The sequence below is a fragment of the Bradyrhizobium sp. 155 genome, assembly GCF_023101105.1.
In the GTDB taxonomy this organism is placed as follows: Bacteria; Pseudomonadota; Alphaproteobacteria; order Rhizobiales; family Xanthobacteraceae; genus Bradyrhizobium; species Bradyrhizobium canariense_D.
In genome coordinates this window covers 3649090-3663173 of sequence record NZ_CP064704.1, presented here as the reverse complement: position 1 = coordinate 3663173, position 14084 = coordinate 3649090, and the positions used below count along the sequence as shown (strand labels likewise).

Sequence of the window (14084 nt, the reverse complement as noted above, 5' to 3'; positions counted from 1 at the left end):
GCGACCATAGCCGCGATGAAGGGCGGATCAACCCCATTCGGCCTGGGCTCCCAGAATATCAGGGTTGCGCCCAGGCTCTCCGCGACGCCCTCGCGCCGGCCGCCTCTACTTCACCGCCGAGAAGGCGGTCGGCGCCAGGATCTGGCTGACGATGTTGCCGACGATCTGGCCGTCCGCCTCGCTCTCGGCGCGCCCCTTCATCCAGTCCGGATCGGTCATGAAGGCGGCCCACTTCTTCTCGCGCTCGGCGAGCGACTCCCAGGCCAGGAAATAGGTCAGCTCCTGGTTGGATTCACCGATCAGGGTCGTGAAGAACCCGGCCTGCTTGATGCCGTGCTTTTCCCACACCTTCAGCGTGACGGTCTCGAACCGCTTGAGCAGTGCCGGCAGGCGGCCGGGCACGCAGCGATAGATGCGCATTTCGTAGATCATTCATATTCCTCCCTGATCAGGTCCGGCGGTTATAACGGCCGGCCCCGACGGTGTCTTGAGGCCCGCTCAGCCGCCCCGGTAGCGTTCCGTGCATGGCTAGAGCCCGCTCAAGCCGCTTCATCGAGAGCGGGTTCCCGCAATGCTGCCGCAATGATACGGCCGCTAGAATGGCGCGATTGAGGTTGAGGTGCGGATCATGCGGATTTTGCTCGTCGAGGACGAGGTCGAAATGGCCGACGCGCTGGCGTCGGCGCTGAAGCGCTACGACATGGTGGTGGACCACGCCCCCACGCTCGCGGAGGCGGAAGAGGCCATTTCTGCCGACGTCCACGCCGCCGTCCTGCTCGATCGCCAGCTTCCCGATGGCGACGGTCTCACCCTGATCCCGAAACTGCGGGCGCGCGCCGACGGCGTGCCGATCATCGTGTTGACGGCGCGCGGCGAACTCGCCGACCGGGTCGCCGGACTGGACTGCGGGGCGGATGATTATCTGTCAAAGCCGTTTGCGGTAGAGGAATTGCTGGCGCGGCTGCGCGCCGTGCTGCGCCGGCCCGCCGGGCTGCATCCCGACATCATGCACGCCGGCCGCCTCGCCTTCGATTTCGGCCATCGCGAGGCAAGCATCGACGGGGCTCCGCTCGAGCTGCCGCGACGCGAGCTCCTCGTGCTGGAAGCCCTGGTCCGCCGCATGGGCCGGACCGTGCTGCGCTCCGCGCTGGAAGAAGCCGTCTACAGTTTCGACGACGAGATCCAGTCGAATGCGCTCGATACGCACGTGTCGCGCCTGCGCCGCAAACTCTCGGAAGCCGATGCGCGCGTGGAGATCCACGGCATCCGCGGCGTCGGCTATCTCTTGAAGAAGCTGCTATGAGCAAGCACCACGAACCCTATTGCCTGCGCTCGCGGCTGAGCTGGCGCCTGCTGTCGCTCCAGGCGGTGCTGCTCACGGCGCTCGTTGCCGTCGTCGTCGGGGCATTGAGCGCGTCGGGATTCGTGATCGCCGGGCGCGACGAAGATCGCGTGATCGATATCGTCCAGCGCGCGCTCGGACGCGACGCGCAAGGCGACCTGGTCCTGCGGCCGACGACCGAGCTGAAACAATTGCGCAGCGAGACCCCCGATCTCTGGTTCCTGGTCCGCGACAGGCAGGGACATTCGCTAAGCGAAGGCGCCGTGCCGGCCGAATTCGCCGCCATCGGCAGCGGCCTCGACCAGATCAGCCAGGCCCGGCTCGGCTGGCAGCTGTTCGAGGACGATCCGCGCAAGCCCCCGGCGCGGCTGAAGCGGGTCGATACCGACGCCGGCAATGTGCAAATCATCACGGCGACGCAAGGCAAGCTCACGGGCGCCAAGGCGTTGATCATGACATCGCTTGCACTGCTCGGCATCGCCCTGCCTGGCCTGCTCCTCATGGGAACGGCGACGTTCATCGCCACGCCGATGATCGTGCGGCGCGCCTTCGAGGCGCTCGATGCGACGGCGGACCAGGCGCGGCGCATCGACATCCATCAACGCGGCGCGCGGCTGTCGCTGGACCGGATTCCGCTGGAAGTCGTGCCGCTCGTGACCGCGGTCAACGACGCGCTGGCGCGGCTAGACCAGGGCTATGCCCGCCACAAGCGCTTCGTCGCCGATGCCGCACACGAGTTGCGCACACCGATCGCGATCCTGAACACGCGGCTGGAGTCGCTTCCAGCGGGGCCGGACAAGACCCGGTTGCTGGAGGATTCCGCGCGGCTGGCAACGCTTGCCGAGCAGCTGCTGGACATTCAAAGGCTCGACCGCTGCGGCCATCCCTTCACGCGCGTTGACCTCGTCGCAATCGCGCAAAGCGCGGCCGCAGATCTTGCGCCGCTGGCCATTGCCGCCGGCTACGAGTTGGCGCTCGACGCCCCCTCCACGCCGGTCGAAACGATCGGCGATGCGGCGGCGCTGGAGCGCGCGCTGACCAACCTTGTGCAGAATGCGATCCAGCACGGCCCGCGCCGCGGCACCATAGGCATTCGTGTCAGCAGGCCCGCGAGCATCGAGGTCACGGACGAAGGCGCCGGCATTCCGGCCGATCAGCGCGAACAGATATTCGAACCGTTCTACCGGCTGACACCGCTGGATCGCGGTGCCGGCCTCGGTCTCAACATGGTGCGCGAGATCGTGCTCCTGCATGGCGGCCACATCTCGGTCGCGGACACAGCGATCGGCGGCGCGTGCTTCAGGATGTCACTGCCGCCCGTCCGGGAGAATTGACGCAATCGACAGGCGGCACGCAATGCTGTCGCAATGCACTCAAGCGATTGTTCGGCCGCCTCACCTCTGACCTGCGAGGCGCAACCAAGATGCCGGAGTGCGCATGCCCAACGATTTCCTCTCGTTCTTCCTGTCATGGATGTCAGCCCCGCGCCGCGTCGGCGCGATCGCGCCGTCAGGCGCGGCGCTGGCCGATCTCATCACCCGCGAGATCACCGCATCGACCGGCCCTGTTCTCGAGCTCGGCCCCGGCACCGGCGCGTTCACCTACAAGCTGCTCAAACGCGGCGTGCGCCAGCAGGACCTCACGCTGATCGAATACGGCTCCGACTTCATGAAGGTGCTCCAGATGCGTTTTCCGAACGCGCGCGTCTTGTGGATGGATGCAGGGCGGCTCGCAACGGAGCGCCTCTATGACGGCGCGCCCGTCGGCGCGGTCGTGAGCGGCCTGCCGCTGCTCAACATGTCGACGCGCAAGGTGGTCTCGATCGTCGGTGGCGCGTTCAGTCATGTCCGCCCCGGCGGCGCCTTCTACCAGTTCACCTACGGCATGAGTTGTCCGATCCCGCGGCCCGTGCTCGACCGGCTGGGCTTGCGCGCAAAGCTGGTGGATCGTGCCCTGCTGAACGTGCCGCCGGCCGCCGTCTACAAGCTGACGCGACGGCCGCAGATGAAGCTCGTCACGGGATCGCTTGCGCCTGATACGTCAATGCCGGCCGCGCCGGAGCCGATGCATCTTGCAGGTGACTGCACCGCCACGCGCTGAGCGATTACACCAGGCGGCTCTGAACCATTGCCGCGCGAATGAACGACGCGAACAGCGGATGCGGCTCGAACGGTCGCGACTTCAGTTCCGGATGGAACTGGACGCCGATGAACCAGGGGTGATCCTCGTACTCGACGATCTCCGGCAGCACGCCGTCGGGCGACAGGCCCGAGAATTTCAGCCCGTGCTGTTCGAGGCGATCCTTATAGGCGGTGTTGACCTCGTAGCGATGGCGGTGGCGCTCGGAAATCTCGGTCGCGCCGCCATAGACTTCCGAAACGCGGCTGCCGCGATTGAGCGCCGCGGGATAGGCGCCCAAGCGCATCGTGCCGCCGAGATCGCCGGCGTTGGTGCGCTTCTCAAGCTCGTTGCCGCGCAGCCATTCCGTCATCAGGCCGACCAAGGGCTCCTTGGTCGGGCCGAACTCGGTGGAGTTGGCCTCCTCGATCCCGACGAGATTCCGAGCTGCCTCGATCACCGCCATCTGCATGCCGAAGCAGATGCCGAAATACGGCACGTCGCGCTCGCGCGCGAACTGCGCCGCGCGGATCTTGCCTTCGGCGCCGCGCTGGCCGAAGCCGCCGGGCACCAGAATGCCGTTGACGTGCTCGAGGAACGGCGCGGGATCTTCCTTCTCGAAGATCTCGCTTTCGATCCAGTCGAGATTGACCTTCACCTTGTTGGCGATGCCGCCATGGGAGAGCGCCTCGATCAGCGACTTATACGCATCCTTCATGCCGGTATACTTACCGACGATGGCGATGGTGACGTTGCCCTCGGGATTGCGGATGCGCTCGTTGATCTGCTGCCAGCTCCGCAGCTCCGGCGGAATCCGCGAGCCGATGCCGAAGGCGGCAAGCACTTCGTCGTCGAGGCCTGCGGCGTGGTAAGCCTGAGGGACAGCGTAGATGCTGTCGGCGTCGCGCGCCTCGATGACGGCGCTCTCGCGCACGTTACAGAACAGCCCGAGCTTGCGCCGTTCCTCCTTCGGGATCTCGCGATCGGTACGGCAGAGCAGGATGTCCGGCTGGATGCCGATCGAGCGCAGCTCCTTGACGGAGTGCTGCGTCGGCTTTGTCTTCAGCTCACCGGCGCTCGGGATGTAAGGCAGCAGCGTCAGATGAATGTAGATGGCGTGATCGCGCGGCAGCTCGTTCTTGAGCTGGCGGATCGCCTCGAAGAACGGCAGGCCCTCGATGTCGCCGACGGTGCCGCCGATCTCGACCAGCACGAAGTCGTAATCGTCGTTGCCGTCGAGGACGAAATCCTTGATGGCGTTGGTGACATGCGGAACCACCTGGATGGTGGCGCCAAGATAATCGCCGCGCCGCTCCTTGGAAATGATGTCCTGGTAGATGCGCCCGGTCGTGATGTTGTCGGCCTTGGTCGCTGGCCGCCCGGTGAAGCGCTCATAGTGGCCGAGATCGAGGTCGGTCTCCGCACCGTCATCGGTCACGAACACTTCGCCGTGCTGATACGGCGACATCGTTCCGGGATCGAGGTTGAGATAGGGGTCGAGCTTGCGGAGGCGGACCTTGTAGCCCCGCGCCTGCAACAGGGCACCGAGTGCCGCTGAAGCCAGACCCTTGCCGAGCGAAGAAACCACGCCGCCGGTGATGAATATGTACCGCGCCATGGGGCTTAACCTCTAATCCCTCGAATTCGATTCGCCAAAGCGATTCGTATTCCGCCCCAAACATTTTGCGGGGCTGTGGGTGAGCCAGAACTAAGAGTGGTGACAGAGCCTTGATGGGGATTGTTGATGCAGGACGGTAGAAGCCGCCCTGCATGGCCCCCCTGCTTTATTGCGAACGCGGTACCTGCGGGCCGCTCGGTGCCGGAGCCTGCTGCTGCTCGTCGGCCTTCTTCAGCGAATCCAGGATGCCGCCCGAGGTCGGTGGCGCGATCGGTCCGCCACCGGCCGGCTGCGTCTGCGACGCCGGTGCGCCGATGATCGACGACGGCTTGCGGTCGTAGCCGGCATACCAGGACAGGAACAGGCTGGTGAGGAAGAAGCCGACGGCCAGGATCGCGGTGGTCCGCGTCAGAAGGTTCGCCGTGCCACGGCTCGACATGAAACCTGCGCCACCTCCCATGCCCAGGCCGCCGCCTTCCGACTTCTGGAGCAGGACGGCGCCGATCATAACGGTGACGATCATGAGGTGAATGACGATGACAACGGTCTGCATAGTGTCCTTCCGTCACAAGCCGACAGCGCCGAGACGGCGGCCAATCGTGCTTCGCGGGGTTTTCCTGAAGTTGCGCGGTGTTACACGATCAGACGGGTCATTGCCACCCCCGATCGGCCGGGTCCTAAGGTTTGAAGTTAGCTAGGAACAGCCCTGCGCAATCGCAAGGAAATCGGCCGCCTTCAGGCTGGCCCCGCCGACCAGCGCGCCATTGACGTTCTTCACGGCCATCAGCTCGGCCGCGTTCGAGGGCTTGACCGAGCCGCCATAGAGGATCCGCATCCCGGCGCCGTCGGCCTTGAACCTGGAGGTCAGGAATTCCCGGATAAAGCCATGAATCTGCTCGACATCCCCGGACGTCGGGGTCAGGCCGGTGCCGATTGCCCAGACCGGCTCATAGGCCACGACCAGATTGGCGGCGGTCGAGCCATCCGGCAGCGAACCGTTGAGCTGGCCGCGCAGGATATCCAGGGTCTGGCCCGCATCGCGCTGCGCTTGCGTCTCGCCGATGCAGACGATCGCCGTCACCCCGGCGCGCCAGGCGGCCTCTGCCTTCTGCCGGATCAGGGCATCGCCCTCGCTATGGTCGGCGCGGCGCTCGGAATGGCCGACGATGATAGCGGTCGCACCCGAATCCACCAGCATTTCGGCGGCGATGTCGCCGGTATGGGCGCCGGAGGCCTTGGGGTGGCAATCCTGGGCTCCCACCGCGACCTTCTTGCCGCAGGCCTTCTCGGCGAAAGCTGCGATCAGGGTCGCCGGCGGACAAACCAGCAAATCGGCTTTGCCGGCCACTTCTGTCGCACCATTGAGCATGGCGTCGAATTCGGCAGTCGAGGCCTTCAGGCCGTTCATTTTCCAGTTGCCGGCGATCAGGGGGCGGATGGCATCGATCATGTCAAATTCCAGCAAAATTTGGGTTGCGCATGCGCTAGCAGAGGTCCCGTGGCAGTTCCAGAGACCAGGGGCTTTTAACCGCAGGGATCGAAAGCCTGTCGGACCCGAGGTTGCGGGGGGAAAGCCACCACTTTATGATGATTGATCAATTTGGTGACGCGCTTTTGCGGAATCTGCATTAAGACGCGCTCCCGTTCCCCTCCTGCCAAACAAGTTGGACCAAATGCTTCGAGGAATGCGCAAGGCCTCATCAAACTGGCTCGGCAAGACCATTATGGCCATTGTGATGGGCGTGCTGATCATCAGTTTCGGCGTTTGGGGCATTGCCGACATCTTCAAGGGTTTTGGGCAATCCACCGTGGCCAAGGTCGGCGGCACCGAGATTTCGTTGAACGAGTTCCGCCAGATTTACACTGATCGCCTCCAGCAGATCAGCCGCCAGTTCGGCCGGCCGCTGTCGCCTGAGCAGGCGCGCGCCTTCGGCCTCGACCGTCAGGTGCTCCAGCAGACGATCGCGGAAGCCGCCCTCGACGAAGAGGCGCGCCGGCTCGGGCTCGGCCAGTCCGACGACCAGATCCGCCAGCTCATCATGAACGACCCGAACTTCAAGGGCGTCGGCGGCAACTTCGATTCGAACCGCTTTCAGTCCGTGATCCGCAATTTCGGCTATACCGAGCAGCGCTACGTTTCGGAGCAGCGCAAGGTCTCACTGCGTCGGCAGATCACCGGCACGATCGGTGCCGGCCTCGAGCCGCCGAAGGCGATGCTCGACGTGCTGACGCGCTTCCAGAACGAGCAGCGCGCCATTGAATTCGTCAGGCTCGACGCAGCCCAGGCAGGCACCATCGACGCGCCATCGCCGGAGGCGCTCGCCGCCTATTTCGAGGATCACAAGGTCCAGTTCCGCGCGCCCGAATATCGCAAGATCGCGTTCGTCGTGGTCTCGCCGGAGGAGATCGGCAAGTGGAGCGAGGTGTCGGACGAGGACGCCAAGAAAGCATTCGACCAGCGCAAGGACCGGCTCGGCACGCCGGAGAAGCGCCAAATCCAGCAGATCGTATTCCCCAACGCCGCCGAGGCACAGGCCGCACGCGAGCGGCTCACCAGCGGGACGTCGTTCGAGGACCTCGGCAAGGAGCGCGGACTGAGCGCGTCTGACGTCGATCTCGGGCTCGTGACCAAATCCTCGCTCGATCCCGCAGTTGGAGACGCTGTCTTCGCGCTTCCCGCCGGTGAAATCAGCCAGCCGATCCAGGGCCGTCTCGGCACGTCGATCGTCAAGGTCGAAAAGATCGAGCCGGGCACTGAGGCGAACTACGCGAGCGTTGCCGCCGACATCAAGCGCGAGATCGCCACCGAGCGTGCGCGCGTCAAGGTCGCCGATCTCCGCGACAAGATGGAAGACGAGCGCGGCGGCGGTGCCAGCGTGATCGACGCGGCGCAGAAGCTCGGCCTCACCGCCGTGACCATCGACGCCGTCGACCGTTCCGGCCGCGCGCCGAGCGGCCAGCCGGTCTCCGGCATTCCGCAGGGCCTCGACGTGGTGTCGCAGGCCTTTAACACCGATGTCGGCGTCGACAACGACTCGATCTCGTTCAAGGGCGGCTATGTCTGGTACGACGTGCTTGCCATCACGCCCTCGCGCGACCGCAATCTCGACGAGGTTCGCGACCAGGTCGAGGTGCGCTGGCGCCAGGACCAGATCGCGACCAAGCTGAAGGCCAAGGCGACCGAGATGGTGCAGAAGCTCGAATCTGGCGGCAAGCTCGCCGACGAAGCAGCCGCGATCGGCGCCAAGGTCGAGACCGCCACCGGCTTCAAGCGGGACGACTCGCCCGCCAGCGTGCCCGCGGCCATCGTGTCGGCCGCCTTCCGCGTCGCCAAGGACGGCGTCGGGCAGACGGCAGTGACCGGCGGCACCGAGGTGATCGTGTTCCGCGTTACCGAGATCATCGATCCCACCGTCGATGCCGCTTCCGATGCGGTCAAGAAGCTGAAGGACAGTCTCGACCGCGCGCAGACCGAGGAGCAGGTCGCGTCCTACGTCAACAAGCTTGAAACCGACATCGGGACCACGATTAATCAGGCCGCCTTCGCGCAGGTGACCGGCGCGAACCAGTGAGTTGAAAGCACGCGATGGACGACCTGAAATCGATCATTGGAAAAGTGGCGACCGGCGCCAGCCTGTCGCGTGACGAAGCGGCTTCCGCCTTCGACGCCGTGATGTCCGGCGAGGCTACGCCCTCGCAAATGGGCGGCCTGCTGATGGCGTTGCGGGTACGCGGCGAGACCGTGGACGAGATCACCGGCGCGGTCTCGGCCATGCGCTCCAAGATGCTCACGGTCGATGCGCCCGCGGACGCCGTCGACATTGTCGGCACCGGCGGCGACGGCTCCGGCTCGGTCAATGTCTCGACCTGTGCCTCCTTCATCGTTTCGGGCGCCGGTCTGCCGGTGGCCAAGCACGGCAACCGCGCGCTATCGTCGCGTTCGGGCGCTGCCGACGTGCTGGCTTCGCTCGGGGTGAAGATCGATCTGAGGCCGGAGCAGGTCGGCCGCTGCATACGCGAATGCGGCATCGGCTTCATGTTCGCGCCCGCCCATCATCCCGCCATGAAGAACGTCGGCCCGACCCGGGTGGAGCTTGCGACACGCACGATCTTCAACCTGCTCGGTCCGTTGTCCAATCCGGCCGGTGTGAAGCGGCAGATGGTCGGCGTGTTCTCCCGGCAATGGGTGCAGCCGCTGGCGCAAGTGCTCAAGAACCTCGGCTCTGAATCCGCCTGGGTCGTGCACGGTTCAGACGGCCTCGACGAAATCACCCTCACCGGCCCGACCTTCGTCTCCGCGCTCCACAATGGCGAGATCCGGAATTTCGAGGTGACGCCGGAGGACGCGGGCCTGCCGCGCTGCGAGGCCGGTGCACTCAAAGGCGGCGACGCCGACGCCAACGCTATCGCCTTGCAGGGCGTGCTCGGCGGCAAACCGAGCCCCTACCGTGACGTCGCGCTGATCAACGCCGCTGCCGCATTGGTCGTGGCGGGGCGTGCCGGGGATCTCAAGGAAGGTGTCGTGATCGGCGCAAAATCACTCGACAGCGGCGCGGCGCGCGCGCGGCTGAAACATTTGATCGCGGTCTCGAACGGCTGAGCCTGACATGTCGGACATCTTGACCAAGATCGAAGCCTACAAGCGCGAAGAAATCGCTGCGGCCAAGCGCGCGCAGCCGCTGTCGGCGGTAGAGGCGAAGGCCAAGGCGCAAGCAGCACCGCGCGGCTTCCTGCGCGCGATCAAGGCCAAGCACGCCAATGGCGACTACGCGCTGATCGCGGAGGTCAAGAAGGCGTCGCCGTCAAAGGGCCTGATCCGCGCCGATTTCGATCCGCCGCTGTTGGCCAGGGCCTATGAGGCCGGCGGCGCTGCCTGCCTGTCCGTGCTGACGGACACGCCCTCGTTCCAGGGCCATCTCGACTTCATGGTGGCGGCCCGCGCGGCAACGTCACTGCCGGTGCTGCGCAAGGATTTCATGTTCGACATCTATCAGGTGGCGGAGGCCCGCGCGCACGGCGCCGACTGCATCCTGATCATCATGGCGGCGCTCGATGATGCCGCGGCCAAGGAGCTCGAGGATGCCGCCATCGCCCACGGCATGGACGTGCTGATCGAGATCCACGACCGCGCCGAGCTTGACCGCGCGCTGAAGCTGCGTTCGCCGATGATCGGCGTTAACAATCGCAATTTGCGCACCTTCGAAACCACGCTTGCGACCAGCGAAACATTGGCGCCGCTGATCCCCGGCGACCGGCTGATGGTCGGCGAGAGCGGCATCTTCACGCCCGCCGATCTCGCCCGGCTCGAGCGCGTCGGCATGTCGACCTTCCTGGTCGGCGAGAGCCTGATGCGGCAAGCCGATGTTACCGCTGCGACGCGCACATTGCTGGCGCGCGAGACGACGGCGCGCGCGACGGGCACGCGCTGACATGGCCCGCAAGCCGACCGCGACGAAACCAGCCAAGTCCGAGTCCAAGACCCAGTCCAACACCAAGACCGGCCCTGCCCTCACCCATATCGGCGCCTCCGGCGAGGCGCGGATGGTTGACGTGTCGGACAAGCCCGCCAGCGAGCGGCTCGCGGTCGCGGAAGGACGCGTCGTTATGACCAGGGCGACGCTTGACCTGATCGTGTCCGGCAACGCCAAGAAGGGCGACGTGCTCGGCACCGCCCGCATCGCCGGCATCATGGCCGCCAAGCGCACCGCGGAGCTGATCCCGCTCTGCCATCCGCTCGCGCTGTCGAAGGTGACGGTCGAGATCGAGCCAGACGCAACGCTGCCGGGCTGCCTCGTCCGCGCCAGCGTGAAGGTCACGGGCCCGACCGGCGTCGAGATGGAAGCGCTCACCGCCGTCTCGGTCGCCTGCCTCACCATCTACGACATGATCAAGGCGGTGGAGCGCGGCGTGCGCATCGAAGGCATCCATCTGGTCGAGAAGCTCGGCGGCAAGTCCGGCCATTACCGCGTCTGATTGCGGCTGCTACTTCAACGACGCGCTGATCGACCCGAATTTTGAATTGAGCTTGCTGCCCAGGCCGTCCACCACGGCGACGATCGCGAGCGCAATCAGCCCATACTCGATCGCATATTGATTGCTTTTGCGAGGGTCCCTTCACGGCCCATTAACCCAGCTTGCTAACTTCGCCTCCACTCCGTTCCCGTAAACCAACGGATGTTTCCGGGGCCAAGAATTGACCCTGGCGTGTGCACGACAACGATCGATCATGATGACGGGATTCGGCAGTCGCCTTTTTGACCAGGCCTTCGTGCGCAGCGGACCGATCCGCTGGCTGGTGGTGGGCGGCACACTGTTGATCGCTGCGATCGCCGTCGGCGCGACGCTGATGGCGCAGAATTTCCGCGAACGTGCGCTGCGCAGCTCCGGGCGCGAGCTGGAAAACACCGTGCTGATGCTGGCCCATCATTTCGACCAGCAATTGCAGGATTTCGCGGTCATCCAGAAGGATTTCGTCGACTACGTCCGCGCAAGCGGCATCACCAGTGCGGCGGACTATCGCAAGCGCCTCGCCGGCCAGGACCTCCACCGGATGCTGCGTTCGAAGATCGAGGCACTGCCCTACATGGGCGGCGTCAATATCATCGATGCCGAAGGCAATTTGATCAATTCGTCGGCGGCATGGCCGGCCCCGAACGTGAACGTTGCCGATCGCGCCTATTTCCAGACCTTCCGGTACGATCCCGACGCTCCCGACGTCCTGATCGAGCCACTCTACAGTCGCATCTCCGGCGCATGGACCATCCTGATCGTGCGCAAGGTCGTCGGACCGAACGGCGAATTCATGGGTGTGGTCGGACGCGGCATCGAGCCGGCAAACTTCGAAAAATTCTTCGAGTCAGCCGTGCTCGGCGAAAGCACGACGATCTCGATGCTGCACCGGGACGGCACGATGCTCGCCCGTTATCCCCATTCCAGTGAATTGATGGGACGGAATTTCAAGAACGGTCCGTTCGCGCATCAAAGGGTTTTCGGGCTCGACCATTTTACCGGCCGCTTCATGAGCCCCGTTGACGGCGAGGACCGGCTGATTTCCTCACATGCCCTGCCTCACTTCCCGATCCTGATGATGGCCACCACGACGCGCGCGACGGCCCTGACGGACTGGCGCGAGCAGATCGGCATCCTGATCTCGGTCGCGGCCTCTTCCGCGCTCGCCATCGCGGGCGTGTTGATCGCGATCGTTCGCAAGCTCCTGGAGCAGCATCGTCTTTCGCGGGAACGGCTGACGCTGGAAAAGCAGCGTCTCGACCGCGCCGTCAACAACATGACCCAGGGCCTGCTGCTGTTCGACGCCTCGCAGCAGCTCGTGATCTGCAATCAGCGCTACATCGAGATGTACGGGCTGTCGGCCGAAATCGTGAGACCCGGCTGCAGCTTTCACGACATCATTGCACACCGCAAAGCCACCGGCTCGTTCACCGGCGATGCGGACCAGTATGTCGCACGGGTCCTGCGCGACGTCCACGTGCGCAATTCCATGGTGGTCGAGACCTCCGACGGTCGCTCGATCCAGATCGTGAACGAACCGCTCACGGATGGCGGCTGGGTGGCGACGCATGAGGACATCACGGAGCGCCGGCGTATCGAGGAGCGCATCACCCATCTCGCTCATTACGACGCACTGACCGACCTGCCCAACCGCACCATGTTCCACGAGCATCTGCGTCAGGAACTCGATCTCGTCGCCGGCGGCGAACAACTCGCGGTGCACTACATCGACATCGACGAGTTCAAGGGCGTCAACGACGCGCTCGGGCATCTCGTCGGCGACGAGCTCCTGAAGTCGGTCGCGCAGAGCCTCCACCGCTGTGCGGGGCCGACGGACTTCGTGGCGCGCCTCGGCGGCGACGAATTTGCCATCGTCCAGAGCGCGGTGACATCGCTGGATCAGGTCAACGAACTCGTCGCGCGGGTGTTTGAGGCCATCCGCGCGCCGTTCGACTGCATGGGACATCATCTTGCCACCGACGCCAGCATCGGCATCGCGCTGGCGCCGCAACATGGAACGGCGCTGGACCAGATCCTGAAGAACGCGGATATGGCGATGTACGCCGCCAAAGCCGCCGGGCGCCGCACCTACCGTTTTTTCGAGCCGGAGATGGACGCCAAGATCCACGAGCGGCGGCAGCTCGAGATCGCCCTGCGCCACGCCATCGCCCAAGGCGGACGCGAAGGCGGCCTCGAGGTGTATTACCAGCCCTGCCTCAGCCTGAAGGACGACCGCATCACCGGCTGCGAGGCGCTGGTGCGCTGGCGCCATCCCGAGCGCGGCATGGTCTCGCCGGCCGAGTTCATTCCGATCGCCGAGGACACCGGCCTGATCAACGAGATCGGCGAATGGGTGCTGGCGACCGCCTGCCGGGACGCGGCGAACTGGCCCGACGACATCCGCCTCGCCGTCAACGTCTCGCCGGTGCAATTCAAGAGCGGCACGCTGGCGCTGAAGATCATGGCGGCGCTTGCCGCCTCCAATTTGTCGGCGAGCCGGCTCGAGCTCGAAATCACCGAGGCGGTGCTGATCCGCGACGACGACACGGCGCTTGCGATCCTGCATCAACTCCGCGCCATCGGCGTCCGCATCGCGCTGGACGATTTCGGCACCGGCTACTCCTCGCTAAGCTATCTGCACCGCTTCCCGTTCGACAAGATCAAGATCGACCGCTGCTTCGTCAACGACATCGCCGGCCCCGACGGCTCCGCCAGCATCGTGCAGGCGCTCGTCAATCTCGCGGCCGCCCGCCGCATGACCACCACGGCCGAGGGCGTCGAGACCGAGGAGCAGCAGCGGTTGCTGCGCGCGCTCGGCTGCTCCGAGATGCAGGGTTATCTGTTCAGCGCCGCAAAGCCCGCCGACAAGGTGCTGGAGCTGTTCGCAGCTCATCGCAGCCGTCTCGCCCGGCGTAATGGCGAGGAAGGCCGGCGCCGCGAGGCAAGCTAGTTCGGACCTCGTGGTCGGCGCAGCGGCATTCCCAGAAGCTCTCCTCG

The 14084-nt window shown here is 65.2% G+C and carries 13 protein-coding genes; 8 read left to right on the top strand and 5 right to left on the bottom strand.

Annotation, left to right across the window (positions count from 1 at the left end):
* Window positions 1-105: 105 nt before the first annotated feature.
* Window positions 106-432, bottom strand: coding sequence for an NIPSNAP family protein (locus IVA93_RS17835; RefSeq protein WP_007610789.1), 327 nt, complete (start codon window positions 430-432; stop codon window positions 106-108).
* A gap of 196 nt (window positions 433-628) precedes the next feature.
* Between IVA93_RS17835 and IVA93_RS17830 the strand changes: the two genes are divergently transcribed.
* From IVA93_RS17830 to IVA93_RS17820, 3 genes are all read left to right on the top strand, one after another.
* A complete protein-coding gene (locus IVA93_RS17830; RefSeq protein WP_018458072.1) occupies window positions 629-1303 on the top strand; it encodes a response regulator transcription factor in 675 nt (224 codons plus the stop codon).
* Entirely contained in the window at window positions 1300-2676 is a 1377-nt protein-coding gene (locus tag IVA93_RS17825; protein ID WP_018458073.1) for a sensor histidine kinase, read from the top strand. The genes IVA93_RS17830 and IVA93_RS17825 overlap by 4 nt, the downstream gene beginning before the upstream one ends.
* A 103-nt stretch (window positions 2677-2779) precedes the next feature.
* Window positions 2780-3442 carry a class I SAM-dependent methyltransferase gene (locus IVA93_RS17820; RefSeq protein WP_018458074.1) on the top strand — a complete coding sequence of 221 codons (663 nt, stop codon included), beginning with the start codon at window positions 2780-2782 and terminating at the stop codon, window positions 3440-3442.
* Between the two features lie 4 nt (window positions 3443-3446).
* On the opposite strand, the gene pyrG is transcribed toward IVA93_RS17820, so the two are convergent.
* The 3 genes from pyrG to tpiA all read right to left on the bottom strand — a co-directional run bounded on the left by pyrG (window position 3447) and on the right by tpiA (window position 6528).
* Entirely contained in the window at window positions 3447-5078 is a 1632-nt protein-coding gene (pyrG, locus tag IVA93_RS17815) for a CTP synthase (protein ID WP_007590604.1), read from the bottom strand.
* 166 nt (window positions 5079-5244) lie between these two features.
* Window positions 5245-5631, bottom strand: a complete 387-nt coding sequence (gene secG, locus IVA93_RS17810; protein ID WP_007590603.1) for a preprotein translocase subunit SecG — start codon at window positions 5629-5631, stop codon at window positions 5245-5247.
* Between the two features lie 141 nt (window positions 5632-5772).
* Complete coding sequence (gene tpiA / locus IVA93_RS17805; protein WP_247789893.1) at window positions 5773-6528, bottom strand: triose-phosphate isomerase; 756 nt, start codon at window positions 6526-6528, stop codon at window positions 5773-5775.
* A gap of 223 nt (window positions 6529-6751) precedes the next feature.
* Between tpiA and IVA93_RS17800 the strand changes: the two genes are divergently transcribed.
* From IVA93_RS17800 to moaC, 4 genes are read left to right on the top strand one after another with little or no spacing between them, the layout of a single operon-like run.
* Window positions 6752-8650, top strand: a complete 1899-nt coding sequence (locus IVA93_RS17800; RefSeq protein ID WP_026233496.1) for a peptidylprolyl isomerase — start codon at window positions 6752-6754, stop codon at window positions 8648-8650.
* Between the two features lie 14 nt (window positions 8651-8664).
* Window positions 8665-9678 (top strand): anthranilate phosphoribosyltransferase, encoded by a 1014-nt coding sequence (gene trpD / locus IVA93_RS17795; protein ID WP_018458077.1) that lies wholly within the window; start codon window positions 8665-8667, stop codon window positions 9676-9678.
* Window positions 9679-9685: 7 nt separating this feature from the next.
* On the top strand, window positions 9686-10507 hold the full coding sequence (gene trpC / locus IVA93_RS17790; RefSeq protein ID WP_018458078.1) for an indole-3-glycerol phosphate synthase TrpC: 822 nt from the start codon (window positions 9686-9688) through the stop codon (window positions 10505-10507).
* Window position 10508: 1 nt separating this feature from the next.
* Window positions 10509-11051, top strand: coding sequence for a cyclic pyranopterin monophosphate synthase MoaC (gene moaC / locus IVA93_RS17785; RefSeq protein WP_018458079.1), 543 nt, complete (start codon window positions 10509-10511; stop codon window positions 11049-11051).
* 9 nt (window positions 11052-11060) lie between these two features.
* On the opposite strand, the gene IVA93_RS17780 is transcribed toward moaC, so the two are convergent.
* Entirely contained in the window at window positions 11061-11162 is a 102-nt protein-coding gene (locus tag IVA93_RS17780; protein WP_085353576.1) for a Flp family type IVb pilin, read from the bottom strand.
* A gap of 142 nt (window positions 11163-11304) precedes the next feature.
* Between IVA93_RS17780 and IVA93_RS17775 the strand changes: the two genes are divergently transcribed.
* Window positions 11305-14037, top strand: coding sequence for a bifunctional diguanylate cyclase/phosphodiesterase (locus IVA93_RS17775; protein WP_018458080.1), 2733 nt, complete (start codon window positions 11305-11307; stop codon window positions 14035-14037).
* Window positions 14038-14084 lie beyond the last annotated feature (47 nt).